The 24,746-nt window shown below is 67.8% G+C and carries 28 protein-coding genes; 17 read left to right on the forward strand and 11 right to left on the reverse strand.

Annotated elements, in window-relative coordinates; translation table 11 throughout:
* The first annotated feature begins 84 nt into the window (after nucleotides 1–84).
* The 8 genes from IU459_RS19505 to IU459_RS19540 all read left to right on the forward strand — a co-directional run bounded on the left by IU459_RS19505 (nucleotide 85) and on the right by IU459_RS19540 (nucleotide 7,801).
* Complete coding sequence (locus tag IU459_RS19505) at nucleotides 85–444, forward strand: histone-like nucleoid-structuring protein Lsr2 (RefSeq protein ID WP_067476126.1); 360 nt, start codon at nucleotides 85–87, stop codon at nucleotides 442–444.
* Between the two features lie 180 nt (nucleotides 445–624).
* Nucleotides 625–1,272 (forward strand): FHA domain-containing protein, encoded by a 648-nt coding sequence (locus IU459_RS19510; RefSeq protein ID WP_195130976.1) that lies wholly within the window; start codon nucleotides 625–627, stop codon nucleotides 1,270–1,272.
* A 135-nt stretch (nucleotides 1,273–1,407) separates the two neighbouring features.
* Complete coding sequence (locus IU459_RS19515) at nucleotides 1,408–2,001, forward strand: anthrone oxygenase family protein (RefSeq protein ID WP_195130977.1); 594 nt, start codon at nucleotides 1,408–1,410, stop codon at nucleotides 1,999–2,001.
* 145 nt (nucleotides 2,002–2,146) lie between these two features.
* A complete protein-coding gene (locus IU459_RS19520; RefSeq protein ID WP_195131094.1) occupies nucleotides 2,147–3,031 on the forward strand; it encodes an esterase/lipase family protein in 885 nt (294 codons plus the stop codon).
* A gap of 289 nt (nucleotides 3,032–3,320) precedes the next feature.
* Nucleotides 3,321–5,876, forward strand: coding sequence for an ATP-dependent Clp protease ATP-binding subunit (locus IU459_RS19525; RefSeq protein ID WP_195130978.1), 2,556 nt, complete (start codon nucleotides 3,321–3,323; stop codon nucleotides 5,874–5,876).
* Nucleotides 5,877–5,988: 112 nt separating this feature from the next.
* Nucleotides 5,989–6,288: a hypothetical protein gene (locus tag IU459_RS19530; RefSeq protein ID WP_195130979.1), complete on the forward strand. Its 300-nt coding sequence runs from the start codon at nucleotides 5,989–5,991 to the stop codon at nucleotides 6,286–6,288.
* A 124-nt stretch (nucleotides 6,289–6,412) separates the two neighbouring features.
* Nucleotides 6,413–7,237, forward strand: coding sequence for an alpha/beta fold hydrolase (locus tag IU459_RS19535; protein ID WP_195130980.1), 825 nt, complete (start codon nucleotides 6,413–6,415; stop codon nucleotides 7,235–7,237).
* Between the two features lie 156 nt (nucleotides 7,238–7,393).
* Nucleotides 7,394–7,801, forward strand: coding sequence for a hypothetical protein (locus IU459_RS19540; RefSeq protein WP_195130981.1), 408 nt, complete (start codon nucleotides 7,394–7,396; stop codon nucleotides 7,799–7,801).
* Nucleotides 7,802–7,972: 171 nt separating this feature from the next.
* Here the strand turns inward: IU459_RS19540 and IU459_RS19545 are convergent, their stop codons facing one another.
* From IU459_RS19545 to IU459_RS19555, 3 genes are all read right to left on the reverse strand, one after another.
* Nucleotides 7,973–8,761 (reverse strand): oxidoreductase, encoded by a 789-nt coding sequence (locus tag IU459_RS19545; RefSeq protein WP_195130982.1) that lies wholly within the window; start codon nucleotides 8,759–8,761, stop codon nucleotides 7,973–7,975.
* A 71-nt stretch (nucleotides 8,762–8,832) separates the two neighbouring features.
* The gene (locus IU459_RS19550) at nucleotides 8,833–9,408 is read right to left on the reverse strand and encodes a TetR/AcrR family transcriptional regulator (protein ID WP_195130983.1); all 576 of its coding nucleotides are present in this window, start codon (nucleotides 9,406–9,408) and stop codon (nucleotides 8,833–8,835) included.
* A 221-nt stretch (nucleotides 9,409–9,629) separates the two neighbouring features.
* Nucleotides 9,630–11,126, reverse strand: a complete 1,497-nt coding sequence (locus IU459_RS19555; protein WP_195130984.1) for a helix-turn-helix domain-containing protein — start codon at nucleotides 11,124–11,126, stop codon at nucleotides 9,630–9,632.
* 110 nt (nucleotides 11,127–11,236) lie between these two features.
* Here IU459_RS19555 and IU459_RS19560 point away from each other — a divergent pair, with 110 nt between their 5' ends.
* Nucleotides 11,237–11,545: a hypothetical protein gene (locus tag IU459_RS19560; protein WP_195130985.1), complete on the forward strand. Its 309-nt coding sequence runs from the start codon at nucleotides 11,237–11,239 to the stop codon at nucleotides 11,543–11,545.
* Nucleotides 11,546–11,907: 362 nt separating this feature from the next.
* On the opposite strand, the gene IU459_RS19565 is transcribed toward IU459_RS19560, so the two are convergent.
* On the reverse strand, nucleotides 11,908–12,600 hold the full coding sequence (locus IU459_RS19565; RefSeq protein ID WP_195130986.1) for a response regulator: 693 nt from the start codon (nucleotides 12,598–12,600) through the stop codon (nucleotides 11,908–11,910).
* Nucleotides 12,601–12,901: 301 nt separating this feature from the next.
* A complete protein-coding gene (locus tag IU459_RS19570) occupies nucleotides 12,902–14,608 on the reverse strand; it encodes a histidine kinase (RefSeq protein ID WP_324198938.1) in 1,707 nt (568 codons plus the stop codon).
* A gap of 259 nt (nucleotides 14,609–14,867) precedes the next feature.
* Here IU459_RS19570 and IU459_RS19575 point away from each other — a divergent pair, with 259 nt between their 5' ends.
* Entirely contained in the window at nucleotides 14,868–15,770 is a 903-nt protein-coding gene (locus IU459_RS19575; protein ID WP_195130987.1) for an ABC transporter ATP-binding protein, read from the forward strand.
* The gene (locus tag IU459_RS19580) at nucleotides 15,767–16,630 is read left to right on the forward strand and encodes an ABC transporter permease (RefSeq protein WP_195130988.1); all 864 of its coding nucleotides are present in this window, start codon (nucleotides 15,767–15,769) and stop codon (nucleotides 16,628–16,630) included. The genes IU459_RS19575 and IU459_RS19580 overlap by 4 nt, the downstream gene beginning before the upstream one ends.
* Here the strand turns inward: IU459_RS19580 and IU459_RS19585 are convergent.
* Nucleotides 16,550–17,233 carry a TetR/AcrR family transcriptional regulator gene (locus IU459_RS19585; protein WP_195130989.1) on the reverse strand — a complete coding sequence of 228 codons (684 nt, stop codon included), beginning with the start codon at nucleotides 17,231–17,233 and terminating at the stop codon, nucleotides 16,550–16,552. The genes IU459_RS19580 and IU459_RS19585 overlap by 81 nt on opposite strands.
* A gap of 106 nt (nucleotides 17,234–17,339) precedes the next feature.
* Between IU459_RS19585 and IU459_RS19590 the strand changes: the two genes are divergently transcribed.
* The 3 genes from IU459_RS19590 (at nucleotide 17,340) to IU459_RS19600 (ending at nucleotide 19,073) form a co-directional block, all read left to right on the forward strand.
* Entirely contained in the window at nucleotides 17,340–17,987 is a 648-nt protein-coding gene (locus tag IU459_RS19590) for an FMN-dependent NADH-azoreductase (protein ID WP_195130990.1), read from the forward strand.
* 1 nt (nucleotide 17,988) lies between these two features.
* Nucleotides 17,989–18,309, forward strand: a complete 321-nt coding sequence (locus IU459_RS19595; protein ID WP_195130991.1) for a DMT family transporter — start codon at nucleotides 17,989–17,991, stop codon at nucleotides 18,307–18,309.
* Nucleotides 18,310–18,632: 323 nt separating this feature from the next.
* Nucleotides 18,633–19,073, forward strand: a complete 441-nt coding sequence (locus tag IU459_RS19600; RefSeq protein ID WP_195130992.1) for an OsmC family peroxiredoxin — start codon at nucleotides 18,633–18,635, stop codon at nucleotides 19,071–19,073.
* Between the two features lie 251 nt (nucleotides 19,074–19,324).
* On the opposite strand, the gene IU459_RS19605 is transcribed toward IU459_RS19600, so the two are convergent.
* From IU459_RS19605 to mhuD, 4 genes are all read right to left on the reverse strand, one after another.
* Entirely contained in the window at nucleotides 19,325–19,804 is a 480-nt protein-coding gene (locus tag IU459_RS19605; protein WP_195130993.1) for a hypothetical protein, read from the reverse strand.
* Between the two features lie 35 nt (nucleotides 19,805–19,839).
* Complete coding sequence (locus IU459_RS19610) at nucleotides 19,840–20,631, reverse strand: CbtA family protein (protein ID WP_195130994.1); 792 nt, start codon at nucleotides 20,629–20,631, stop codon at nucleotides 19,840–19,842.
* Nucleotides 20,622–20,816: a CbtB domain-containing protein gene (locus IU459_RS19615; RefSeq protein WP_039794710.1), complete on the reverse strand. Its 195-nt coding sequence runs from the start codon at nucleotides 20,814–20,816 to the stop codon at nucleotides 20,622–20,624. Before IU459_RS19615 ends, IU459_RS19610 begins: the two co-directional genes overlap by 10 nt.
* A gap of 262 nt (nucleotides 20,817–21,078) precedes the next feature.
* Complete coding sequence (gene mhuD, locus IU459_RS19620; protein WP_195130995.1) at nucleotides 21,079–21,393, reverse strand: mycobilin-forming heme oxygenase MhuD; 315 nt, start codon at nucleotides 21,391–21,393, stop codon at nucleotides 21,079–21,081.
* A 58-nt stretch (nucleotides 21,394–21,451) separates the two neighbouring features.
* Between mhuD and IU459_RS19625 the strand changes: the two genes are divergently transcribed.
* Nucleotides 21,452–22,198: an alpha/beta fold hydrolase gene (locus IU459_RS19625; RefSeq protein WP_195130996.1), complete on the forward strand. Its 747-nt coding sequence runs from the start codon at nucleotides 21,452–21,454 to the stop codon at nucleotides 22,196–22,198.
* Between the two features lie 134 nt (nucleotides 22,199–22,332).
* Here IU459_RS19625 and IU459_RS19630 read toward each other — a convergent pair whose 3' ends face one another.
* The gene (locus IU459_RS19630; RefSeq protein ID WP_440446510.1) at nucleotides 22,333–23,256 is read right to left on the reverse strand and encodes an A/G-specific adenine glycosylase; all 924 of its coding nucleotides are present in this window, start codon (nucleotides 23,254–23,256) and stop codon (nucleotides 22,333–22,335) included.
* Between the two features lie 90 nt (nucleotides 23,257–23,346).
* Here IU459_RS19630 and IU459_RS19635 point away from each other — a divergent pair, with 90 nt between their 5' ends.
* Together IU459_RS19635 and IU459_RS19640 are read left to right on the forward strand one after the other, a co-directional pair.
* Nucleotides 23,347–23,970 (forward strand): carbonic anhydrase, encoded by a 624-nt coding sequence (locus IU459_RS19635; protein ID WP_195130997.1) that lies wholly within the window; start codon nucleotides 23,347–23,349, stop codon nucleotides 23,968–23,970.
* A 124-nt stretch (nucleotides 23,971–24,094) separates the two neighbouring features.
* Entirely contained in the window at nucleotides 24,095–24,745 is a 651-nt protein-coding gene (locus tag IU459_RS19640) for a hypothetical protein (RefSeq protein WP_195130998.1), read from the forward strand.
* Nucleotide 24,746: the final 1 nt, after the last annotated feature.

The raw sequence follows: 24,746 nt of genomic DNA on the forward strand, positions 1-24,746 counted from the left end.
GGAATTTCCGGAATTCGAGGTATTCTTGCCTCGGGTAATCGGCCTAGTATGCGGGTCGCACGATTTCGAGAGGACGTTCATCTCATGGCAAAGAAGGTCACCGTTAGCCTGATCGACGATGTCGACGGTGAGTCCATCGCAGACGAGACCATCGAGTTTGCGATCGACGGTGTGTCGTACGAGATCGACCTGTCGTCGGCAAATGCGGCGAAGCTGCGCGACGGTTTGGACGAGTGGGTTTCGAATGCGCGCCGGGTCAGCGGTCGGCGCCGGGTCAAGGCCGCCGCGACGGCGGCGGGTACGCCCAAGAGCCGGGTCTCCATCGACCGGGAACAAAGCGCCGCAATTCGCGAGTGGGCGCGTCGGAATGGACACAAGGTGTCCGCGCGGGGCCGTATCTCCGCCGACATCACCGACGCGTACAACAAGGCCGCGAAGGGATAGTTCTATTTCGGCCGCCGTCCCGGCGAATCGTGCGACGTCGGGGCGGCGGTCTTGTTTGTGATAGGGCTTCGATATAGCAGCAAGACCGGATGACACGGTGGGCCATGATGGCGGACGAATCGATCTTGCTCGAGGTTCCAGAACGCGGCACCATGGAAACGTGCGACGGTCACTGGCGGTATGGAAAGGCGAGGTATCGGCGCAGTGACAGGATTCGTCGGATCATTCTTGCGGTTCATCGATGACGCCGGTCGACAACAGGAGTTCACGCTCACGCCGGACCGCGGCCGGGTCACGATCGGCCGTTCTCCGCATGCCGATTTGGCCCTGAGCTGGGACGCGGAAGTCTCCCGCCTGCACGCGGCGGTCGAGTACCTCGGTGCGCACTGGACCATCGTCGACGACGGCCTTTCGCGCAACGGCACTTTCGTCAACGGCGACCGGCTCGTCGGCCGGCGCAGGCTGATGGCAGGCGACGTCATCCGGGTCGGCACCTCGAAGGTGTCCTTCCACGATTTCGGCGGTGTGCCCGACGACATCACCCGCACCTCGACCGGCTCGATCCCCACCGCGCGCTCGCTCACCGAGACCCAGCGCTCGGTGCTGATCGCGCTGTGCCGCCCATACAAGCACGGCGCGGGCTTCGCCACGCCCGCCTCCAATCAGCAGATCGCGGAGGAGCTGTTCCTCAGCGTCGACGCGATCAAGACCCATCTTCGCGCCCTGTTCGCCAAGTTCGGCGTGGAGGATCTGCCGCAGAACCAGAAGCGGGTGCGGCTGGCTGGATTGGCCATGCAGAGTGGGCTCATTTCCGATCGGGATCTGTGAGACCTCCACCGTAGACGCTCGCTTAGCCGGTCGAGCTTCTCGGCCATGGAGAGTGCCTGTGTCAGCGGCTTGACTTGGATACACGCAGCCGGAGCGACTGACGCACCGGCCGGGTTTTCCGAGCAGGAGGAAGTCATGACCGCCACACGTCTCGCCGCACTGGTGCTCGCCACGCTGGCGACGGGCCTGATCGCGGGCCTTTTCTACGCGTACGCCAATTCGGTGATGCCCGCGCTGGCCCGCACGGACGATCGGACGATCATCGACGTGATGCAGAAGATCAACGTGGTGATCATCAACCCCTGGTTCATGATCGGGTTCCTCGGCACGGTCGGGTTCACCATCCTGGCCGCGGCGCTGCACCTGGGGCGGGAGCACCGCGGCACGCTGATCTGGATCGTGCTCGCGCTGGTGCTCAACGTGATCGCCTTCGCGGTGACCTCCGGCTTGAACGTCCCGCTCAACGACCAGCTGGCCGCCGCGGGTGACCCCGCCACCATCACCGACCTCGCCGCCGTGCGCGCCGATTACGAATCGGCTTGGGTTCGTTGGAACATCGTGCGCGGCGTCTTCCACACGCTGGCCTTCCTGGCGCTGTGCGGCGCGCTGTTCGTCGCGGGCATCCAGCAGGGGAAGTCGACCGTCGCGGCGGGGACGGCGGGTCAGATGGTCGCGGGCCAGTACGCGGCGCCGAACCAGCCCGCGGCGACTGCTTTCGGTCAGCGGTAGTTTTCCGCGGCAATCCACTGGAATCCCCTCCGCCTGGGACACTCCATGCGGTAGCTTCCCGGAACACGGTCGATACCTGGAGGCTATCGTGCGAGGTGTCTCAGGCTTTTCGTTGGTCGTCGTGCTGCTCGCCGTGGTCTGCGCCATGGCGGGCTCAACGCACGCGCAGGAGCGATATCCCGTCGACTACAACTTCTTCGCCGGCATCCCCGCCGAGCTGGCGAATCCGGGTGGTTCGCTGCCCGGCACCAACAACTGGTCCTGCAGGCCCAGCCCCGCGCATCCGAACCCGGTGGTTCTCGTGCACGGCACCGGTGGTGGCGCACAGACGAATTGGGGCGTGTACGCGCCGCTGCTGGCCAATGAGGGCTACTGCGTGTACTCGGGCACCTTCGGCGCCTACGACCTGCCGTGGCCCGCTTCGGCCATCGGCGGCATGCTTCCGATCGAACGGAGCGCGGCACAGCTCGGCGCCTTCGTGAACCGGGTGCTCACCGCGACCGGCGCGAACCGGGTCGATCTGATCGGCCACTCCCAGGGCAACTTCATCGGCAACTACTTCGTCAAACGGCTCGGCGGTGCGGCGAAGGTGGACAAGATGGTCGGACTGGCCCCGCCCTGGCTCGGCTCGAACGCGGGCGGCATGGCGGAACTGAACGATTTCGGCACCCGGCTCGGTCTGGGCCCGGTCTTCGACGCGGTGGCCGGATCGCCATGCCAGGCATGCCGCCAGGTGCTGCAAGGCTCGGAGTTCGTGCGCACGCTCAACAAGGACGGCGTCTACCACCCCGGTGTGGCCTATACGAACATCGCGACCGTGCTGGACGAGCTGGTCGTGCCCTACACCGCGGGATTGGTCGCCGGGCCCGGCGTGACCAATATCGTGGTACAGGACGGATGCGCGACGGACTACTCTGGTCATACGGGCATAGCGGGCAGCCCGAGGGCCGCGACCTACGTGCTCAACGCGCTCGATCCTGCGCATCCACGTCCGGTGCCCTGCGGTTACGTCGCTCCGTACACCGGGTAGGCAGCCGGGGTCATACGTGCGTGCCGGAGATCCGGTCGTCGGGCAGCCTGTTCGCTGAGGGCAAAACCTGACCGGAAACGAATCCCGCGACGCCCACGTTATGAGTGAATGACCGTGCTGTCGCCGGTCGGCATAGGGTGGACTGGCGACGGCGGCATCCCCTGCCAACTAGAGTGGAGGCGGCGGGGGCCGCAACCCCCGGGCTTCATGGCAGTCTGACGCCCACGGTTGTACACAGCACACTGCGGCGTCTGTTGCCAGAATGTCGGAGCAGGAGAGTGAGGGAGCGATGTTCGAGAGGTTCACCGACCGCGCGAGGCGTGTCGTTGTCCTGGCCCAGGAAGAGGCCCGGATGCTCAACCACAACTACATCGGCACCGAGCACATCCTGCTGGGGCTGATCCACGAGGGTGAGGGCGTCGCGGCCAAGTCGCTGGAGTCGCTCGGCATCTCGCTGGAAGGCGTGCGCAGCCAGGTGGAGGAGATCATCGGCCAGGGCCAGCAGGCCCCGTCCGGGCACATTCCGTTCACCCCGCGCGCCAAGAAGGTGCTGGAGCTGAGCCTCCGCGAGGCCCTGCAGCTCGGCCACAACTACATCGGCACCGAGCACATCCTGCTCGGCCTCATCCGCGAGGGCGAGGGCGTGGCGGCGCAGGTGCTGGTGAAGCTGGGCGCCGACCTGAACCGCGTGCGTCAGCAGGTCATCCAGCTGCTGTCCGGGTACCAGGGCAAGGAGCCGGTCGAGTCCGGCTCGCGCGGTGAGGCGGGCACCCCGTCCACCTCGCTGGTGCTCGACCAGTTCGGCCGCAATCTGACCCAGGCCGCGCTCGAGGGCAAGCTCGACCCGGTCATCGGCCGCTCGAAGGAGATCGAGCGGGTGATGCAGGTGCTCAGCCGCCGCACCAAGAACAACCCGGTGCTGATCGGCGAGCCCGGCGTCGGCAAGACCGCCGTGGTCGAGGGTCTCGCGCAGGCCATCGTCAACGGCGAGGTCCCCGAGACGCTGAAGGACAAGCAGCTCTACACCCTCGACCTGGGCTCCCTGGTCGCGGGCAGCCGCTACCGCGGTGATTTCGAAGAGCGCCTGAAGAAGGTGCTCAAGGAGATCAACACCCGCGGCGACATCATCCTGTTCATCGACGAGCTGCACACGCTGGTCGGTGCGGGCGCGGCCGAGGGCGCCATCGACGCGGCCTCGATCCTGAAGCCGAAGCTGGCCCGCGGCGAGCTGCAGACCATCGGCGCCACCACCCTCGACGAGTACCGCAAGTACATCGAGAAGGACGCCGCCCTGGAGCGCCGGTTCCAGCCGGTGCAGGTGGGCGAGCCGACCGTCGAGCACACCATCAACATCCTCAAGGGCCTACGCGATCGCTACGAGGCGCACCACCGGGTCTCCATCACCGATGGCGCGCTGGTGGCCGCCGCCACCCTGGCCGACCGCTACATCAACGACCGGTTCCTGCCGGACAAGGCGATCGACCTGATCGACGAGGCGGGCGCCAGGATGCGCATCCGCCGCATGACCGCTCCGCCGGACCTGCGCGAGTTCGACGACAAGATCGCCGAGGCGCGCCGGGAGAAGGAGTCCGCGATCGACGCGCAGGACTTCGAGAAGGCCGCGCGGCTGCGTGACAAGGAGAAGCAGCTCGTCGCCAAGCGGGCCGAGCGCGAAAAGCAGTGGCGTTCCGGTGACCTGGACGTCGTGGCCGAGGTCGACGACGAGCAGATCGCCGAAGTGCTGGCGAACTGGACCGGTATCCCGGTGTTCAAGCTCACCGAGGAGGAGACCACCCGTCTGCTCCGCATGGAGGACGAGCTGCACAAGCGGATCATCGGCCAGGAGGATGCGGTCAAGGCCGTCTCCAAGGCGATCCGCCGCACCCGCGCCGGCCTGAAGGACCCGAAGCGCCCGTCCGGCTCGTTCATCTTCGCCGGTCCGTCCGGCGTCGGTAAGACCGAGCTGTCCAAGGCGCTGGCGAACTTCCTGTTCGGCGACGACGACGCGCTCATCCAGATCGACATGGGCGAGTTCCACGACCGCTTCACCGCCTCGCGGCTGTTCGGTGCCCCTCCGGGCTACGTCGGCTACAAGGAGGGCGGCCAGCTCACCGAGAAGGTGCGCCGCAAGCCGTTCTCGGTTGTGCTGTTCGATGAGATCGAGAAGGCCCACCAGGAGATCTACAACACCCTGTTGCAGGTCCTGGAGGACGGCCGCCTCACCGACGGTCAGGGCCGGACCGTGGACTTCAAGAACACGGTGCTGATCTTCACGTCGAACCTCGGCACCTCGGACATCTCGAAGGCCGTCGGTCTGGGCTTCTCGCAGTCCAACAACGAGGGCTCGAACTACGAGCGGATGAAGCTCAAGGTCAACGACGAGCTGAAGAAGCACTTCCGGCCAGAGTTCCTCAACCGCATCGACGACGTGATCGTCTTCCACCAGCTCACCACCGAGCAGATCGTCGAGATGGTGGACCTGATGATCGGTCGCGTCGCGACGCAGCTGAAGAACAAGGACATGGCGATCGAGCTCACCCCGAACGCCAAGAACCTGCTGGCCAAGCGTGGCTTCGACCCCGTGCTCGGTGCCCGGCCGCTGCGCCGCACCATCCAGCGCGAGATCGAGGACCAGCTGTCGGAGAAGATCCTCTTCGGCGAGATCGGCCCTGGCCAGATCATCCAGGTCGACGTCGAGGGCTGGGACGGCGAGGGCTCCGGTGAGGACGCCAAGTTCACCTTCACCGGTAAGGCGAAGCTGACCAAGGCCGCCGCCGAGGAGAAGCCCGAAGTCGTGCTGACCGGCGCGTCGGAAGGCTCCGCGGAGGCCGCGTCCGGCGAGTAACTCCTGAGCAAAGAGGCCCGCATCACCGGTAGACGGTGGTGCGGGCTTTCTGTATGCAGCGCAGGGGGTCCAAGACTCCGGCGGTGACGGTGAGCAGAAGACGCTGGCCTTGGTGGCCCGCTACGCGAACGCTTGCAGTCTGCGACCGGGGCCCGAGCTGCCGCGCAAACTCCAACTATTGGGTCGCCATTGCGACGACATCGGTCGCGACTACGACCAGATTCGTAAGACGTGTCCCTTCGCCTTCGACGTGGGTCCGGAGGGCGAGCAAGCCCCCGAGTTGGTCGGGACGCTGAAACGCCTCGCTGATATCGGAATCGACATGGTGATCGGCAGGGTGACCGGAATGGATGCGATCAGCCCGCTGGAGGTCATCGGCCGAGAGGTGATTCCCGCCGTCGCCGAGTGCTGAACCATGGCGGTGAGCGGTACGCCGGGTGGGCGGTCGGCGTGTGGCCCGGGGGCCTACACCGTGTCAGTGGGCGTGTCAGGTCGGCGTCAGGGTGGTATCAGGCCAGGCGCCGAGAGTGGTTGCCATGACGAAGAACACCAGCTCCTCGACCAACTCGAAGTGGATCGGCATGGTGCCGATCGACGATACGGCCCTGGCTGTCACCGACACCGGCGGCTCCGGTATTCCCGTGGTCTACCTCAATGGCCAGTTCGCCACGCAGGGCTACTGGCGGCGGGTCATCGCTGAACTCGGTCCCGGGTTCCGGCACATCACATACGACGAGCGGGCGCGCGGCAAATCGGGGCGTTCGGCGGACTATTCCTTCGAAGCCTGCGTGCGGGATGTCGATGCCATCCTGGCGGCCAGGGGTGTGGATCGGGCGCTGGTGGTCGGCTGGTCCTACGGCGCGTTCGTCGCGGCGCACTGGGCCAGCCGCAATCCGGACCGGGCCGTGGGCGCGGTCTTGGTCGACGGCGCGGAACCCTATGACTGGCTCGACGCGGCGATGGAGAAGCGGATCCGCAGGCTGTTCAAGCTGTTGCGCCCGGTCACAGCGCTGCTGCGGCCGACGGGCCTGACCCCGCGGATGACCGCTGCGCAGCAGGCCGAGAGCAACATCGAGCTCGGCAAGGTCTCCCGTGCGGCCAACCTGGGCCCTGTGCTGGACGACATCACCGTCCCGACACGGTATGTGCTTGCGTCGGGGGCGTCGTTCGGAAGCAAGGGCGACGAGCAGGAACGGATCCGTGCCAGCCTCGGTGCGGTCTGCGCCCGCAACCCGAACATCCGTATCAGTGCGAAGGTCGCCAGCAACCACGACCACATCCTGCGCAAGGATTTCCGCGCCGTCGCCGCGGCCGTACGTGAGACTGCATCGGCCCATGACCAGGAGGGTTCGCCGAGCTGATAACCGATGGGCTCACCATCGCTCGGACGGCCGCGTTCGCCGACGTACCCGACCCGCCCTCGGCAATCCGGATACCGCGGGCGCCAACCCGGCCGCATTCCATCATCCATCCGTCCAAACCCATTTCATCACAACCTATTTCGAAGGAGCACCACCATGTCCATCACCCTGACCGACCAGGACAAGGCCACCGTGCGTACCGCCGCCTACGGCGCCGTGTCGCTGATGGTCGCCGCTGATGCCACCGGCAAGCCCCACAAGGCCGCCACCGACGGCAGTATCGCCCTGTCGTCGGCGACCGGCCTGGTCGGGCACGTGCTCGCCGCGAAGTCCAAGGACATCACACTGAAGGGCAAGACCGTCGCCGAACTCGCCGACCACGTGCTGCCGGCCCTGACCGCAGCAATGAGCCTGCTCGGGGAGAAAGATCCGGCCGAGGCAGCCAACTTCCGGAGCACCGTCCTCGTCGCCATCGACTCCGCCGCGCGACTTCACCAGGGCACGCCCAGCCCCGTCCTGGCCGAGATGGCCCGCAAGATCACCGCAGCCCTCGACGCCGCATGAGACGAAGAATCCGGCCGGGACCATCCGGCCGGATTCCACTCTCGGCGGCTGCGCCGCTGGTCAGACGGGTGCCTCGACCGGCGCCAGTAACGCTGGGGCCGACCCGGACCCACGCCATCCCAGCCTGACCGGTGAACGGTCGTGGTCAACGCGCCGGCTGAGGCGATGTCCTCAGCTCGTCTTGATGGTCCCGCCGTCGATGACGAGGTCGGCTCCGACGATGTTGGCAGCCTTGCCCGAGACCAGGAACGTCACGAGGGCCGCGACCTCTTCCGGTTCGGAGATTCGGCCCGAGGCGATGCCGAACTGGTCCGGCAGCGCCTCGAGCAACTGTTCGTGCGAGATGCCCTGGGCGGCGGCCAGCTTCGCGCCCACCCATTCGGAACCGCGCCAGATCCGGGTTCCGACCACGCCGGGTGAGACCGTGTTGACGCGGACTCCCTGCGGACCGAACTCCTCGCTCAGGCGCTTGCCGAAGGCGGTGAGCGCGGCCTTTGCCTCGCTGTATCCGACCGGCCCGGCGGACGGGAGGTGTGCGTTGATCGAGGAGACGTTCACGATCGCGCCGCGACGTTCGAGGAGGCTGGGCAGGGCGGCGCGGGTCGCCCAGACGGCGCTGAACAGGTTCACATCCAGGAAGTGCCGCCACTGATCGTCGGTGCTGTCGAGGAACCCGCCCAGCGTCAGCCGGTCGGGGCTGCCGCCACCAACGTTGTTGATCAGGATGTCGATGCCACCGAGCTCCTCCAACGCGGTATCCACGAGCGCAGTGGCGCCCTCTTGCGAGCTCAAGTCCACCGAAACGTTCGCCACGGTGGCCTTTTCGAGTTCGGGTGTGATGGTGCGGGCGGCGCCGATCACGCGTGCGCCCGCGGCGGACAAGCTCTCGGCGACGGCGAGGCCGATGCCGCGGCTCGCTCCGGTGACGACGGCGGTCTTGCCGGTCAATTCGAGATCCATGGAGATTTCCTTTCTTGAACTACAGGTCAAAAACTCGGGTACGCGAGAGTCACCGCGACGGGGCGGATCGGTCAGAGTGCGGTCAGGGCGACGTCGATGATGCGATACAGCGCGTCGGCGTCGCGGGTCTTGGCCATGATGCGCAAACCGGCGGTGGTGTTGAGCAGGAACTCGGCCGTGGCCCGCGCATCGACGTCGGGACCGACGTCGCCGTCGCGTCGGCCCTGTTCGATCCGGGCGGCCAGCACCGCGACGATGCGCTCCTCGATGGCATGCAGGGCTCGGGTGATCTCCTCGTCGTGGCCACCGAGCTCGGCGGTCGTGTTCACGACCATGCAGCCACGCCGAACCGGCTGTGCGACATCGGAATCCACGGTCTCACGCAGGTAAGCGCCGATGCGTTCGCGGGTGCTTCCCGGTTGGAACAGCAGCTCCTCGGCGTGCTCGACGCCCATCCGCCCGTAGCGGGCCAATGCCTGCTCGAACAGTTGCCGTTTGCTGCCGAACGTGTGGTACAGGCTGCCCTTGCCGACGCCAGTGGCCTCGGCGAGTTGCGCGGGAGAGGTGCCGCCGTACCCGTGGGTCCAGAACTCCTCCATCGCGCGCTCGACCACGGTATCGGTGTCGAAGTTCCGCGGCCTGCCCACGGGAAGGACTCTAAATGTTTTTGACCCGCAGGTCAAGAAAGCTGGTGCCTGCGGCCGTCGACCTTCCACGTCCCGCAGCCGCCAGGCTCGAACCTGTTCCTGCACACACCGCCCCGCACTCTCGACAGCAGCTACCGCCCTCGAAAGTGCCCCGGACCCTGGCCCGCCGCCGCAACCCGGAGGCGTATCACCCAGCCCGGCGGATGTTCGTGGTCAACGTACTAGTGCGAGCGAAGGGCCGGGCTGAGAGCGTCGAAGCGGCGGCGAAAGCGTTCGGCGTCATCGCCATTTCTGCGTGCGGCGGCCAAGCGCACCGGCCGCAATTCGGCCACCAGGCGTGGGGAGTTCACCGGACCTTCCAGGATCGCTAGTGCGGCATGGCCTTCGGTGATGGCACTGCTGGTGTCCCCGAGACCGGCGAGCGATGCTGCGAAATAGGCGCGATACGACGCCTCGTCTCGCGGTAGATTGCCGGGGCGTCCAATGCTTTCGCGAAACAGCTCGACCGACTGACTGTGTTGCCCGAGTAGCTTGCGGCCCTTGGCCTCATGGACCTGAAGCTCGGCCACCGTGACATGGTCCAGCCAGGCAGGGTCGTCGGTGCCTTCGAGACCGCGATCCGCTTCGCGCCACACTCGTATCAGGGCGCGTTCGAACTCCGTACGGTCTCCTATGGCTGCGTGTGCGGTGGCTTCTTCTGCCGCACGCAGGGCGTTCAGCCGGATCGAAGGGAGCTGACGGACGAGTTCAGTCGCACGGTGCGCGAGCCGTATCGACTCCCGGCCAGTTTCGGTCGAGCCGACGCCGACATTTGCGAGGTCACCGAGCGCTGCCGCCAACAGCAGTGTGTCGCCGCATTGTTCTGCCAGCAGGACCGATCTCATCAGGCAGTGCCGCGCGATGTCCGGTCGTCCGCAGTCACGTGCCAACCACGCTGCGGTATTGGACAACCAGCCGGCCGCATTCGCCAATTCAGCGCCGGTGCGCGGACCGTATTCACCATGGTCGAGCAGGCGACGTGCCAAGCGGTATTGCTGAAGAGCGTACTGCGCGATATTGCCACCGCCGAAACGATTGTCGTGCTCCCACAGCCGTTGCGTCAGGGTCTGGATATATGTGATGTGGCCGCTGCCGACGCGTATCGAGTCTGCCGCTGCTGCCGGTGTCGCAGTGCTCCCGACGACGGCTGCCATCGTTGTTGCTGCTAGGCCGAACTGTCTGCGGTCCACGTTCTCGGCTCCTTCACCCTCCCCGGTTTCGATGGTCCTCGGATCGGTGGGTTCGAGCAAGATCGGGGTCAGCGCCGAGCGTGGAATGCCGAGTGCGTCGGCGGCGCGGTTAAGTTCACGAACATCGAAGATGGTGGCCACTTCGCCGCGTTCCACCCGTCCGGCATGCGTGCGGTCCCAGTACAGCAGCGCGGCGAAATCCGCTTGGGACAAACCCATTTCCTTGCGGACCAAGGCCAATGCTCGGCCAGGCTGACCGGTGGCGAGCAGTCGCCGGAATTCCGGCGACTCCCACGCGGGGGTGAATTCGGAATCGGTGATTTCTTTGTCGGTCACGTTCGGTCCCCCTGTTCCGAATCCGTTGTCGTGCGCGCACTTTAGACCAGAAGCGGCATGGCGGGGCGGACTACGGCAGATATCGCGCAGGCCGGTGCACACAGTCGGCGGCGTCGTCACGGCGCGGTTGGTGACCGACGCTGTTCGCAGCATCCGGCGCCGGGTTGATGCCGTGCCCGCATCGGCACACTGCCCCGGTACACGCCGCCGGGCCGGTGGCGAGAGCCCCCGGCGCCGGGTGCTCCGACCAGTGAAAGGGAGCGATGAAACCGAAAGCGATCGGGTACCTGCGCCGGGACATCTCCGGACGCCGCCAGCGTCGTCACGAACTCGAAATCCGCGCGTTGGCACGCAGATTGGGCTATGACCTGGCCCGAACGCTGACTCTCGGGCCCGAGGTGGACGCACCGGTCACGCGGCTGCGCATACTCGTGGATCGCCTCGGTGCGGCCGCGGTCATCACGCCCCATCTGGAACACCTGCAAGCCGCCGAACAGCAAGTCATCGCCGTATCCGATCTCATCACCCTTGACCCGGAACGGATCTGGCCACACCGCCCTGCGGCACACTGAGGTTCGGCCGCCATCCCGGAGGCTTGTCCGCGCGACCGACCCGCCCGTGTCGAATCGGTGCAGTGCGACGACCGGTGAGCGCCGCCGCGGGCCTCACGCCGACCGTGCCCGATGTCGGTGGGCAGTCCCGCTGCCGCCCGACAAGTTGCGGCGTGTGCCACGTGCGCTCATCGGGGATGTGTGGTTCATCGCCCGCCGTCGAGTGGAGTCGGTCCGGCCATTGTCAGAGGACTGCCCGGGCAGGTGGATTTCCGCTGCGTGGCCGATCAGCGAGCGCCGCCGGTGTCCTGAGCGCTGGCGGATTCGGCGGCCCGGTTGGTAGGTCGGGGCCAAGGCGTCATCAGGTTTCCCTGAGCACCGCGCTATTGCCAGCCCGGGCGGACCAGGCCGGATTCGTAGGCCATGACCACGAGCTGGGTGCGGTCTCTGGCGTTCAGCTTGGTGAGGATGCGGCTGACGTGGGTGCGCGCCGTGGCGGGGCTCATGAAGAGGCGGTCGGCGATTTCGGCGTTGGTGAGACCCTCGGCGACCAAGGTCATCACCTCGCGCTCGCGGTCGGTGAGTTTGGCGAGGGTAGCGGCCGGTGGTGTCTTCGCGCGCGCGGAGAACTCCGCGATCAGCCTACGGGTGACGCCGGGGGACAGCAGGGCATCGCCCGCGGCGACCACGCGGACGGCGCGGACCAGATCGGCCGGTTCGGTGTGCTTGACGAGAAATCCCGTCGCACCGGAGCGCATCGCCTCGAAGACGTACTCGTCGAGTTCGAAGGTGGTCAGCACGACGACGCGCACGTCGGCCAGCTTGGCGTCTTCGGCGATCATGCGCGTGGCGGCCAGGCCGTCCAGGATCGGCATGCGGATGTCCATCAGCACCACGTCGGGGCGCAGGCTGCGCGTCATGCGCACCGCCTGTTCACCGTTGTCCGCCTCGCCGACCACCTCGATGCCGTCCTGGGCGTCCAGCAGTGCGACGAACCCGCCGCGCACCAGAGCCTGATCGTCGGCCACCAGGACCCGGATGCTGTCGTGCCCGGCCGCGCCGTCGTGGTCATGCATCGGAGGAGCCTCCTCTGCGCCGCCCAGGTTTCCCATCGACGCTACGGCTTTCCAGCGGATGTACCCAGCTGCTGCGCGGCCGCTTCGCCTCGGCGGCCGACCAAACCGGTGCGGGCCTGCTGCCCACCTTCCCGGAAGACCGCCGCTGGGGGCCGGTGATCGGCCCTACCAGTGCCAGCGTGCTGCACCGGCCGACGGCCCAGTGCGGTCGTGGTCGGCGGCGCGTCGACCGAAGGCGCGTCGCCCCTCTGCGTGTCGTCGTGGGGTCGTGCATCGCAGCCTCCTCTGCCATCGGCGGGAGCTAGTGCTTCACGCGTCCGGCGGATGTGCTCGGTCGGTCGGTGGGTTCGTCTTGCGAACCGCCTGATGGGGCCGTAGTCGTCCGGGGCATGCCTGATGCCGCTTTGCGCGGGGGCGGGGCCGTCTTGGTCGGGACATCGGCCGTGTCGGGTTCGGCCGCCCCCGGCGCGGACGCGCTCGTTGCCGCGTTGCCATGGACGGGCGTGCTGGAGGTGGCCGTGCTCGGTGCTGTGCCGATCGGTCTGGTGCCGGGCGGCGTCGTTCCTGGCGTCGCCGTGCTCGGTCCGGCCGCTTCCTGATCGGTTGCGGTTGTCGCCACGTCGCTCCGCGCGGGCGTGCTCGCTGCTGTGCCGGGCGGCGTTGGTCCTGGTGACGCCGTATCCGGTCGGGCCGCTCCCGGCTCAGGGGCTCGGGCGGGCAGCCGCGCCGCGACTCGGAAGCCGCCGCTGGGGCGCGGGCCGGCCGTGAGCGCGCCGCCGAGTGCGTGGGCCCGCTCTCGCATGCCGATGACGCCGTTGCCGCCGCTGCTGGATCGTGACGGGGCGGAGGTGGGGCGTGTGTTGTCGACGGTGATATCGACCGAGTCCGACGTGTAGCGCACGGTCACCGTCGCGTCGGCACCTGGCGCGTGGCGGAGCACATTGGTCAACGACTCCTGGATGATCCGCACCGCCGCCGCGTCGATGACGCTGGGCAGCTGCTGCGGGGTGCCGAGCACTCGGGTGTCGACGGTCAAGCCGGTCGCGCGCGGGCGCTGCAACAGCTCGTCCAGGTCGCCGATGCTCGGTGCGGGAGCGCGCGGGGCGGGCGGCGGCTCGGCGGCATCGGCCTTCCTCGCGGAACTATCGCTCGAAGCAGGCTCGGCAGTGGCCGAATCGCGGCCGTTGATGCGGCGATGGCTGGACTCGTCGTCGGTGTGCGCGGCGGCCGATTGGTCCTCGGGCGTCGCGACCGTTCCGGAGCGGATCGTGTGCAGCAGCGCGTGCACCTCGGCGAGCGCGTCGCGGCTGGCGGCTTTGATCGCCGTCAGCGCCGTCTCCGCGTGCTCGGGCCGCTTGTCGAGAAGTTCCAGCGCCACCGAGGACTGCACGTTGATCATCGACAGGCTATGGGCGAGCACGTCGTGCAACTCGCGGGCGATGGCCAGGCGCTCCTCGCTGGCTCGCCGCTCGCGCTGCGCCTCCTCGTCCCGGAGCGCGGCTTCCGCCCGCTGTCTGCGAGCGACGAGCACGGCCTTGCGCTGCCGAATCCCTTCGGCCACCGACAGCAGCACGGCCAGCCACGCCATCAGCGCGAAGATCTGCCACAGGTCGGCGGGTCTGCCGAGCAGCGCGGGCACCGGCCAGACCAGTGCGAGATAGCCGAGCGGGACGAGTGGATAAGTCCACCAACGGGATCCGCTGCTCGCGGCGGTCAGAAAGGCGACGACCAGCGAGACGAAGATGGGCCCGTACCCGTAGCCGCGTAGGGAATACGCCAGGCACGCGGCCAGGACGACGAACAGCACCGGCACTGGCTGCGCCCGCCGCCAGATCAGCGCCACGGGACCGGCGAGCAGCAGTAGGTACCCGAGCACGTCGAGGGACTGCACGCCCGTCTGCCGCATATTCGCGAAGGTGCCTCCGACCACCTGAACCGCGGCCACGACGAGCGCGACGCCCCAGTCCAAGCCGACCGAGCTCCGATCCGTAAACGCTGCCACCCGCACGCACGTAGCCTATGCGGCTGAGCCCTGATTCGACGTCCGCCTGCGAACGTATTTCCCGAATACGCGCGATCGGCATTCGAAATACGCGATGGGCGCGCGCGAACTTCCTCCGTCGCGGAGGGGTGAATTCGTCGTCGAGCGTGCCGTTGCGATCCGGTTGTAGGGCCGCGGGTGGCGGTGTTCGTAGTGCTCGGTACGTACACCGAACGTCGCTCCGCGACGGATGCCCTGGCCGGGGTCGGCGGCGGATTCTCGGTGCATGACAGATTCGATCGTGGTCACCCGAGGGTTGACCAAACGCTATGGGGAGCACACCGCGGTGGCCGGTGTCAGCATGAGCGTCGCGTCCGGCGAGATCTATGGGTTTCTCGGCCCGAACGGAGCGGGCAAGACCACCACGCTGCGCATGCTGGTCGGGCTGATCCGTCCCAGCGCGGGCACGGCCCTGGTGGCGGGGCGAAGCCCCGGCGATCCCGCGGTGGTCCGCCGGATCGGTGTGCTCATCGAGGGCCCTGGTTTCTATCCCTACCTCTCCGGCCGGGACAACCTGCTGGTGCTGGCGAAGTACCGCGGCCTCGGCCGGACCGACGTGGCCGACGCGCTGCACCGGGTCGGCTTGACGTCCCGCGGCGACGACAAGTTCCGCACCTACTCCCTGGGCATGAAACAGCGGCTCGGTGTGGGTGCGGCGCTGCTCGGCGAACCTGATCTGCTCATTCTGGACGAGCCGACCAACGGCCTCGACCCCGCGGGCATGGCGGAAATGCGGGAGCTGATCACGGATCTGGCCGCCGACGGCCACACCGTGTTGCTGTCGAGTCACCTGCTCAGCGAGGTGCAGGAGATCTGTGACCGGGTCGGAGTGATCTCGCACGGCAGGTTGCTGACCGAGGCGACGGTCGCGGAGTTGCGCGGGGCCTCGTCGCTGCTGTTGCGGGCCGAGCCGCTGGAGCTGGCGTTGCCCGCGGTGCGCCGATTGGCCGGCGAGCGTTCGGCGTTGCTGACCGCGCGGGGCATCCGGATCGAGTCGGAGACCGTCTCCGCGCCCGAGGTCGCGCGTGCTGTCGTGGCGTCGGGCGCGGACCTTCTGGAACTGCGGGTCGACGAGAAATCCCTGGAGGAAGTGTTCTTCGAAATGACGCGACTGGAGGCGGCGCGATGAATGCGTTGCGGCTGCGCGACCTGGTGGCCAGCACGAACGCGGAAGCCATGCGGCTACGGAAGTGGCCCGCGTTCTGGATAATCCTGGGCACCTGGATTCTGCTGAATCTTACGTTCGCCTATCTGTTCAACTACCTGGCGTATACGTCGGGCGAATCCGGCCGAATGTCCAACGGGCTGCCCCGCGAGGCGCTGCTGCGGCAGATGTTGCCCGCCGCGGTGCCGGAAGTGTTCACCCAGGGCATGGCGATGTTCGGCGGAGCGCTGATGCTCATCCTCGGTGCGCTGACCATCGGCAGTGGATACGGCTGGGGAACTTGGAAAACGGTTTTCACGCAAGGACCTTCCCGGACGCACGCGGTCGCCGCGGTAGTAGCGAGTCTCGCGGGCGTGGTGGCCGGGCTGGTGTGTGCGGCGTTCATCGCTGATATCGCGGTGGCCGGACTGATCGCCGTATCCGAATCGCAGCCGCTCACACTGCCGTCCCTGGACCGGACGCTGCTCGGAATCCTCACCGGCATAGCGATTCTCGGCATGTGGACGCTGGCAGGTGCCCTCATCGGCGCGATCGCTCGCGGCCCCGCACTCGCTGTGGGGCTCGGTCTGGTCTGGGTGCTGGTGGTGGAGAACCTGCTGCGCGGCGTCGCGGGCATTTTCCCGCCGATCGAGGTGGTTACCGATCATCTACCCGGCACGGCAGCGGGATCGCTGGCCGGGGCGATGCGGACGGTCGACGGACCGGCCACGCCGGGCGTGCTCGACGTGCTTTCGAGAAACGAATCACTGCTCGTGCTGGCGAGCTACCTGCTGTTCTTCGCTGGTGGCACGATCTGGCTGATGCGGAAACGCGATCTGGCGTGAATCGCCGAGAAGCGTTTCCGCGATTGTGCGCAGCGCGTCGGTGATCTGCGCGGAGGCGAGTCCGCGCTCGCGTTGGCGGCGATAGACCTCCGCTGCCAGCGGCGCGAGAAGCGGATCGACCATCGCGTCCGGTTCCCGAATTCCCGCTGCCACCAACAGCGCTCGCACGTGCGCGTACCAGAATCCGTACGCGCCGGTCGTGAAGCGGGCTCCGCCGATTTCGCTGCCGAGCACCAAATGCGCGTGCTCATCCAGCAATTCGACCATCGCGGCGTAGAAAGCGGCCAGCCGTTGTCCAGGTTCGGCTCCCGGCCCAAGCGGCGGTGGACCGGAGAGCAACTTCTCTTGCAGGTCGCGCTCGTATTCGTCGAGCAGTGCCACCGCGATCGAGTTGATGTCCGGATAGCGCCGGTACAAGGTTCCGCGTCCGACACCGGCCGCCTTCGCGATGTCATCCATCGTCACCGTGCGGGGGTCTCGGTCGGCGAACAGCCCCGCTGCCGCCGCCAAGACCTTGGCCCGGTTGCGCGCCGCATCCGCGCGCTCATGCGATTTCGCCCGGCCGGTCTCGGTACCGGCGAGCAGGTCGGCGCGGGGTTCCATGCCGTGACTCTAGCCGATTACGAAATAACTGGACATTGCGTCCGGTTGTGGCTAACGTCGTTCTGTGTTGAACCGGACGATGTGTCCAATTAGTTGGAGGTTGATCATGAGCACCTTGTTGCATCTCGATGCCAGTGCGCGGCGTCGGTCGATCAGCCGGGAGTTGAGCGCCGCATTCGCCGGCGCATGGCGTGCGCGGAACCCCGACGGCGACTACCGCTACCGCGATCTGGCCGCCGACCCGGTGCCGTTCATCGGGGAAGCCTGGACCGAACTGTGCGACGCGGTGCTGGCCCTGCCGAGCACGGATCCGGAACGGCTCGGCGAACTGGCCCGCACCCCGGAGCAGGCCGCCGCATGGGAGATCGTCCGGCCGCTGCTCGCGGAACTGCTCGCGGCAGATGTCATCCTGATCGGCACCCCGATGTACAACTACTCGATCCCGGCCTCGCTCAAAGCGTGGCTGGACCAGGTGACCTTTCCCCGGATGTCCTTGGGCGAGCGGCGGTTCGTCGTGACGACCGCACGTGGTGGCACGTATGCGCCGGGCGCGCCCAAGGCGGCGTACGACTATCAGGAACGCTTTATGCGCGACTTCTTCGCAGGCCATTTCGCCGTATCGGACACGGTTTTCGTGCACGCGGAGCTCGCCAATTCCCGTCAGGACCCCGCGCTCGCGCATCGGCGCGCCGAGCACGACGCGTCCTACACCCTCGCGCTGGCGACGGCGCGCGATCTGGCCGAGGAGTACTGAGATGAACTGGGTGGTCCTCGGTGTCGCCGGACTGGTGGAGATCGTCTGGTCGCAGAGCATCAAGCCGACCGAGAACTTCACCAGACTCGTGCCGACGCTGGTCTGCTTCGCCCTCGGCGTCACCGCGGTGTACCTGCTCTCCCGGGCGATGCAGACGCTCCCGGTCGGCACCGCCTACGCGGTCTTCACGGGCATCGGTGCCGTCGGCGCGATCACCCTCGGCATCGTCGTCAACAAGGACCCGCTCAGCGCGGGCCGCGTACTCGCGCTCGCACTGATCGTCGGCGGCATCGTGCTGGCCAGGATCACCAACGCGGAGTGACATACTGCTGTCCACCGGGCGAGCGACGGTTCCGGGCGCTGGATGGATGCCCGGCGGGCGCGTCCTGTCGCCGAGGCATCCTGCCCGTCCAGATGTGCGTTCAGGCGCCGCCGACCGCTCGGCCGAGGGCGCGTCTCTCGGTTCGGGCGGCCATGCCCGATGTGCTTGGCGCATCCTGGATTCCAGCGTGCTCGACTTCGACCGCAGCGCGAGTGCGGACCGGACGACGGCGCGAAACTGATCGGCGAAGCGGTGGGCCGGGGCAAGGTGGCCGGGGTAGGTTCGTCCTGAATCGTCAAACGATCATCGGCGAAAGGACCGTGATGCCCACACGTACCGCGCGTACTGCCTGGACCGGGACCCTGCAGGAGGGTTCGGGACAGGTCGAGCTGACCAGTTCGGGGGTTGGCAAGTACGACGTGTCGTTTCCGAAGCGTTCCGCTGAAGAGGCCGACGGCACCACCAGCCCGGAGGAACTGATCGCGGCCGCGCACTCCTCCTGCTACGCGATGGCGCTCTCGGCGCAGATCGGCAACGCGGGCGGCACGCCGGAGAGCCTGGACGTCACCGCCGACGTGACGCTCGGCCCCGACCCGGCGGGCGGCTTCCGGATCACCGGTATCAAGCTGACCGTCCGCGGTCGCGTCTCCGGCATCGACGGCGACGCATTCCAGGCCGCCGCCGAGGCTGCAAAGGCGGGCTGCCCAGTGAGCAAAGCGCTGGCGGGGGTCGACCACATCACCCTCGACGCGGCACTCGCGTAGTTCGCGCGTCCGCTTTGTTCCCCGCACACGCCGTGACGTGTGCGGGGAGTGATGCGGGCGCGCGAAGAGTCAGTGCGTGCGGAACCAAGCGCGGGTGGCGCGGCTTCAAAGCGAGGCGGATGCGCGAACAATTGCCGCCTGCGGAACCAAGGCGGATGGCGCGGGTGTGGCGCTCGGGGTGCGCGAACAATCACCGCCTGCCGAACCAGGGCGGGTGCCGCGAGTCTGGGGCCGCGCGGGTGCGCGAATAGTTAGCGCTCGCGGAACCAGCGCCGGGCGGAGCCGGTGTAGAGCGCGGGAATCGCGATGAGTACCGCGGCTATGTGGACTGTGCGGAAGAACCCCAGCCATACGGATGCGGGGGTCAGTTCGGTGAACAGGTCCTGGAGTTCCTTCGCCGACATGGCCGCCGCCAGCGGCTCGATGATCAGCGAGAGCAGGCCGAACACGCCGATACCCACCGTGATCAGCAGGCGCGCCCAACGGTCGCCTTGGGCCATACGCACCGCGACGGCCAGCACCACCAGATAAATCGCCACGCGCATGCCGAGCCCGGCCACCAAGTCCTCCGGGTTGGTGTCGGACGCGCATGCTGCCCGCACGATCGCCTCGGCGACGCCCGCCAGCAAGGCGACCACGAGCGCGACGAACGCGACACGAACGGCGCGTGGTGGAACGGAGGAGTTGACACGCCGTGCGGCGGGCCAGGACGAAAAGGCAGTGCCGGTCATGGGACCGACACTGCCTCAGCGCTTCCGGACGCGAATCAGTCCGCGGTAGCGGCCGTTACTCGTACCGGGGTATCGGTACGCGTTGCGAATTCGGTGAGCGCGGCGAAGCCCAGGGCCAGGCAGGTCCACAGTGTCGCAGTCTCGGCCAGTGATGCGATCCGGAACTCCCACAGCAGGGTCGCCGGGAAATCTGCGCTCACTTCGTTCACGCCGGGCAGCAGAACGTAGCCGAGCCCGGTCACCAACACGAACGCGGCGACACCACCGATCAGCCGAATCGTGGACAGCTGTGCGCGCAGCACGGTGAACACCGCCACCGCGGCACTGACGGCCACGATGCCGAGCAGCACCGCCGCCAGCCACAACAGAGTGCGGTTGTCGATGGTGTCGGGATCACCCACCGCCGGCGGATTGGCCGGGTACTTGAAGAACGGCACCGCGACGATCGCGGCCCAACCGGCGACGCCCAGCGTCAATGCGAGTCGCGGCCCGGACAGCGTGGTGTAGCGCCGCGCGACATGCGCGACCGAGGCGTAGATGGCGCCGAGCGCGAGCCCGGCCAGCCCGAGCGCCAGAAACTGCCCGAACTTCTGGCCGGTGCGGCTCACCAGTGGTTCTTCTTCGTCGCCGTGGGAATGCCCCTCCGGCGACTCGGCGGGCTCGCCGTGCGTGTGCTCGGCGGCGGAGCTCGCTTCTTCGATGGCGATCGCGGCGTCCACCTTCGGTTCGCCGACGAAGTAACCGACTGTCGCGGCCAGCAGCCCGGCGATGAGGCCGGCCAGCAGGCCGCGAAGCAGCAGTGTTCCGAGCGAACCGGTCAGTGGCACGGAAGCCCCAGCAGGTGCCGTCCGTCGTGCATCAGCTCATGCAGGTACATCCCGCTGCGCGAGATGACGCCCTGGTCGAATCCGACCAGGTAGAGCGTGAGTAGTGCGAGAAGAACGACACCGACCGTGACGAGCACGGTGGCCAGGGAATCGGTTGCCCGGCTGGGTGAATGCGCGATGGCCATTCGAGTCCTCCTTGGGATACGCGTCCCATCGGGTGGTGGCGCGACGGTGCCGGTGTCTGGCTTTCCGGCACCGGACTCGATGCATGGAACACAGTGGCGCGACCGCTCCGGAATCTCACCGGAATTACCGCATCACCTTCGCGTTTGTCCTTCGAACTGTGACAGCTCGGGTACCTCGGCGTCAACTATGTCCGGCACGGGCGTACCACGGCGTCGGGCGAGTCGCCGAGCAGGCAGACCTGCCCGGCGATAGGCGCCGAGGTCAGTCTCCGGGCTTCCCGGCGACGTCGAGCACGACCTCGAACTCGAGCAGCGAAGCGCCCGTCGCGACGGGCTTCTGGCGCTCGCCCGCGTGCGCCTCGCGCGCGGGTCCGTCCCGCCACGCGGCGAAGGATTCCTCCGAATCCCACTGGGTGACAACGAAGTACCGGTTCTCTCCGGCGACGGGGCGCAGCAGCTGGAAGCCGAGGAAGCCGGGCGAGTTCTCCACTGCGTGCGCACGGTGGGCGAACCGCTTCTCCAGCTCGGGGCCCGCGCCCTCGGGAACCTCGATCGCGTTGATCTTCACAACAGCCATGCGTCCAAGCTAGCGGTTGCCGCCGAGCAGCTGCTCGGTGCCTCGTATTGTCGAACCGATGTTGCACGACGAAGGCGGAGCAGGCGCGCCGATCCTGCTGCTGCACGGACTGATGGGCAGCGCGCGCACGTGGCGCGATCAGCTGGACTGGCTGCGCGAACACGGCCACGTCTACACCTTCGACGCCGCCGGGCACGGCAGGCCGGCGCCGGGGGAGTTGACGACCGAGGCATTCGTCGACGACCTCGCCGAGGGCACGGCCGGGATCACCGAGCCCATGGTGGTGATCGGTCATTCGATGGGCGCCCTGCACGGGTGGGTGTTCGCCGCGACTCATCCCGAGCGAGTCCGTGCGCTGGTGATCGAGGACATCGCACCGGATTTCACCGGCCGCACCGCCGCGCACTGGGCGGCGATGATCGAGGCATGGCCGCAGCCGTTTCCCGACGACGAGGCCGTTCTTTCCTTCTTCGGGCCGGTGGCCGGGCAGTACTTCCTGAACGCGTTCGAGCGCGGGCCCGAGGGTTACCGGCTGCACGGTTCGGTCGCCACGTTCCGCGACATCTCCGAGGAGTGGGGGGCGCGCGACTTCTGGCGGCAATGGCACGCCGTGCGGGTGCCCGCCCTGTTGCTGGAGGGCGAGCACAGCATCACCCCACCGGGACAGATGCGGCGGATGGCCGCCGCGCATCCGGAAGCCGACTACGCCCTGGTCCCCGGCGCGGGCCACCTCGTGCACGATGACCAGCCGGGGCGCTACCGGACCGAGGTCGAGCGCTTTCTGCGGCGCGTTCTCGGCGGTTAGGCGTACCTCCGCCTTCGCTGCGGTCATGCGCGTTGGGCGTATTCCGCCTTTGCACCGGCCGTGCGCGTTAGGCGTACTCCGACTCCGCTTCGGCCGTGCGCGGGCTCAGGACGGACTACGTCTGACAGGGCCGATCAAGGACGGATTTCCGCGTCCTGGCCGCCGCCCTCGCCCGCGAGCGCGAACAGGCCGTCGGCGGTTTGCTCGATCAGGCCGTCCACCAGCAGCGAGTCGAGCGCCCGATCGCGTTGCCCCGGGTCGCGGGTCCATGCCAGATCGAGGCGAACCCGCTCGACCGGACCGCTGGCGTGGCGCAGGACGTCCAGCAGGCGACCGCGGGCTTGGCGGTCGGTCCCCTCGTATTTCTGGGTGCGGCGAACCACCTCGGTCACCGGCCGTCCCGCCGCGACCCAAGCGCAGCTCGGCAGCGGACACCGCGAGCAATCCGGGGTACGCGCGGTACACACGGTCGCGCCGAGTTCCATCAGTGCCGCGGAGAATACGGCGGCGCGGTCGATCTGGTTCGGCAGCAAGGCTTCGGTCTCGGAGAGGTCGCGCGAGGACGGGTTGCCTGCTTCCGCGCGCCCGTGCACCGCTCTGGCAACCACGCGGCGGACGTTGGTGTCCACCACCGGAACTCGTTGGCCGTAGGCGAAACACGCGACGGCGCGGGCGGTGTAAGCGCCGATGCCGGGCAGGCCGAGCAGCACGTCCACGTCGGCGGGTACCTCGTCGCCGTGCACGGCCGCCAGTACTCTGGCGCACTCGTGCAAGCGCAGCGCGCGCCGCGGATACCCGAGCCTTCCCCAGGCCCGCAGCACTTCGGCAGGAGAGGCTGCCGCCATCGCCGAGGGGACCGGCCAGCGCGCCACCCACTCGCGCCAGATCGGTTCCACGCGCACCACCGGGGTCTGTTGCAGCATGATCTCGCTCATCAGGATCTGCCACGCGGTGACGCCCGGCCTGCGCCACGGCAGGTCGCGCGCGCTCGCTCGATACCAGTCCAGCAACGTGTCCGCGTCGATGTCCTTCGGTGCGCCGTTCCGCACTGCCCTCACTATCCCTGTCCTATCGCCGCAAGGCGGTATTTGCCCACCTGTAACCGACCAAACTCGCTGGTAACACATCCGGTGTGCACAATGGTCGGTATGCCGGATTCCAACCCGATCAGTGCCTGGAAGTCCTTGCGCGAAGGCAACGAACGCTTCGTCAGCGGTACGCTGCTGCATCCTAGCCAGGGCGCCGCCGACCGAGCCAAGCTTGTCAGCGGCCAGCACCCGCACGCGATTCTGTTCGGTTGCGGCGACTCGAGGGTCGCGGCCGAGTTGATCTTCGACCAGGGCCTCGGCGACATGTTCGTCGTGCGCACCGCGGGCCATGTGGTCGACAGCTCGGTACTCGGCTCGATCGAGTACGGGGTGCAGGTGCTCAACGTGCCGCTCATCGTAGTGCTCGGCCACGACAGCTGCGGCGCCGTGAAGGCGACCATCGACGCGCTCGACGGCGGCGAGGTCCCCGGCGGATTCATCCGCAGCGTGGTGGAGCGGGTCACGCCGTCCATTCTGATCGGACGCCGCGAGGGTCTGTCCACCGTCGACGAGATGGAGGCCAGGCACGTGGTGGAGACCGGCCGCCTGCTCATGCAACGGTCGATGATCATCTCGCAGCGGGTCGCGACCGGTGAGTGCGCGATCGCGTGCGTGACCTACAAGCTGGCCGAGGGCAAAGTGCAGTTGCACCGGGTCGTCGGCAACATCGGCGAGGTGGTCTGACACCGCGGCGCGCCCGAGGTTCGCCCAGCGTGCGGGCGGAATGTACCCGCGGCCGATGGGCGCGGGCGGCCGACACGCCGTGCCCCTGAGACGCTGGGCCCGACCGTGCCCTTACCGTTGAGGCGTGCTGGAACCGAATGGACCGCTGCCACCGGAGATCTACTGGCGTCGACGCGCATTCGCCATCGGCATCCTGGTGGTCGCGCTGGCGCTGGTGATCTGGGTCGTGCTCGCGGTCGTGCGCGGCGGTGACTCGCCGGGCGACACCAAGTCCGCCGGATCCAGTTCGGTCGTGGCCAAGCCGGCCGACACCGGGGCGGCCAAGCCGTCCGGCGCCGGTGATTCCGGTGTACCGAAGTCGTCGGTCGCCGCCGCGGCGGCTGCCTCGTGCCCTGATCAGTCGCTCGCGATCAAAGTGACCGTCGAGCAGCCCACCTACCGGACCGGTGAGCAGCCGGTGTTCGGGATCGTCATCACCAACATCTCGTCGGTGCCCTGCACCCGCGATATGGGCTCCGGCCTGCAGCAAGTGTCGGTGCACACGCTCGACGGCCAGCGACGGCTGTGGTCGAGCACGGATTGCTATCCGGACGGCCAGCCCGATGTCCGCACGATGAATCGCGGTGAGCAGGCGGCGTTCACGGTGACCTGGTCGGGCTCCACCTCGCAGCCCAACTGTGCGGGCGAACGTGTTCCGGTGCCGCCGGGCGCGTACAACGTTGTGGCGCAACTGGGCTCGGTGCGCAGCGCGGCCGAGCCGTTCAACATCGCCTGAA

Source organism: Nocardia amamiensis (assembly GCF_015477605.1).
GTDB lineage: Bacteria > Actinomycetota > Actinomycetes > Mycobacteriales > Mycobacteriaceae > Nocardia > Nocardia amamiensis_A.

Coding starts and splice junctions, on each gene's coding strand:
- IU459_RS19520 (WP_195131094.1), top strand. CDS start 2,147: ATGGCGGGCTCAACGCACGCGCAGGAGCGATATCCCGTCGACTACAAC.
- IU459_RS19600 (WP_195130992.1), top strand. CDS start 18,633: ATGCCCACACGTACCGCGCGTACTGCCTGGACCGGGACCCTGCAGGAG.
- IU459_RS19525 (WP_195130978.1), top strand. CDS start 3,321: ATGTTCGAGAGGTTCACCGACCGCGCGAGGCGTGTCGTTGTCCTGGCC.
- mhuD (WP_195130995.1), bottom strand. CDS start 21,393: ATGGCTGTTGTGAAGATCAACGCGATCGAGGTTCCCGAGGGCGCGGGC.
- IU459_RS19625 (WP_195130996.1), top strand. CDS start 21,452: ATGTTGCACGACGAAGGCGGAGCAGGCGCGCCGATCCTGCTGCTGCAC.
- IU459_RS19580 (WP_195130988.1), top strand. CDS start 15,767: ATGAATGCGTTGCGGCTGCGCGACCTGGTGGCCAGCACGAACGCGGAA.
- IU459_RS19515 (WP_195130977.1), top strand. CDS start 1,408: ATGACCGCCACACGTCTCGCCGCACTGGTGCTCGCCACGCTGGCGACG.
- IU459_RS19545 (WP_195130982.1), bottom strand. CDS start 8,761: ATGGATCTCGAATTGACCGGCAAGACCGCCGTCGTCACCGGAGCGAGC.
- IU459_RS19595 (WP_195130991.1), top strand. CDS start 17,989: ATGAACTGGGTGGTCCTCGGTGTCGCCGGACTGGTGGAGATCGTCTGG.
- IU459_RS19540 (WP_195130981.1), top strand. CDS start 7,394: ATGTCCATCACCCTGACCGACCAGGACAAGGCCACCGTGCGTACCGCC.
- IU459_RS19605 (WP_195130993.1), bottom strand. CDS start 19,804: ATGACCGGCACTGCCTTTTCGTCCTGGCCCGCCGCACGGCGTGTCAAC.
- IU459_RS19575 (WP_195130987.1), top strand. CDS start 14,868: ATGACAGATTCGATCGTGGTCACCCGAGGGTTGACCAAACGCTATGGG.
- IU459_RS19555 (WP_195130984.1), bottom strand. CDS start 11,126: ATGCTGCGAACAGCGTCGGTCACCAACCGCGCCGTGACGACGCCGCCG.
- IU459_RS19535 (WP_195130980.1), top strand. CDS start 6,413: ATGACGAAGAACACCAGCTCCTCGACCAACTCGAAGTGGATCGGCATG.
- IU459_RS19590 (WP_195130990.1), top strand. CDS start 17,340: ATGAGCACCTTGTTGCATCTCGATGCCAGTGCGCGGCGTCGGTCGATC.
- IU459_RS19505 (WP_067476126.1), top strand. CDS start 85: ATGGCAAAGAAGGTCACCGTTAGCCTGATCGACGATGTCGACGGTGAG.
- IU459_RS19615 (WP_039794710.1), bottom strand. CDS start 20,816: ATGGCCATCGCGCATTCACCCAGCCGGGCAACCGATTCCCTGGCCACC.
- IU459_RS19560 (WP_195130985.1), top strand. CDS start 11,237: ATGAAACCGAAAGCGATCGGGTACCTGCGCCGGGACATCTCCGGACGC.
- IU459_RS19635 (WP_195130997.1), top strand. CDS start 23,347: ATGCCGGATTCCAACCCGATCAGTGCCTGGAAGTCCTTGCGCGAAGGC.
- IU459_RS19585 (WP_195130989.1), bottom strand. CDS start 17,233: ATGGAACCCCGCGCCGACCTGCTCGCCGGTACCGAGACCGGCCGGGCG.
- IU459_RS19510 (WP_195130976.1), top strand. CDS start 625: ATGGAAAGGCGAGGTATCGGCGCAGTGACAGGATTCGTCGGATCATTC.
- IU459_RS19565 (WP_195130986.1), bottom strand. CDS start 12,600: ATGCATGACCACGACGGCGCGGCCGGGCACGACAGCATCCGGGTCCTG.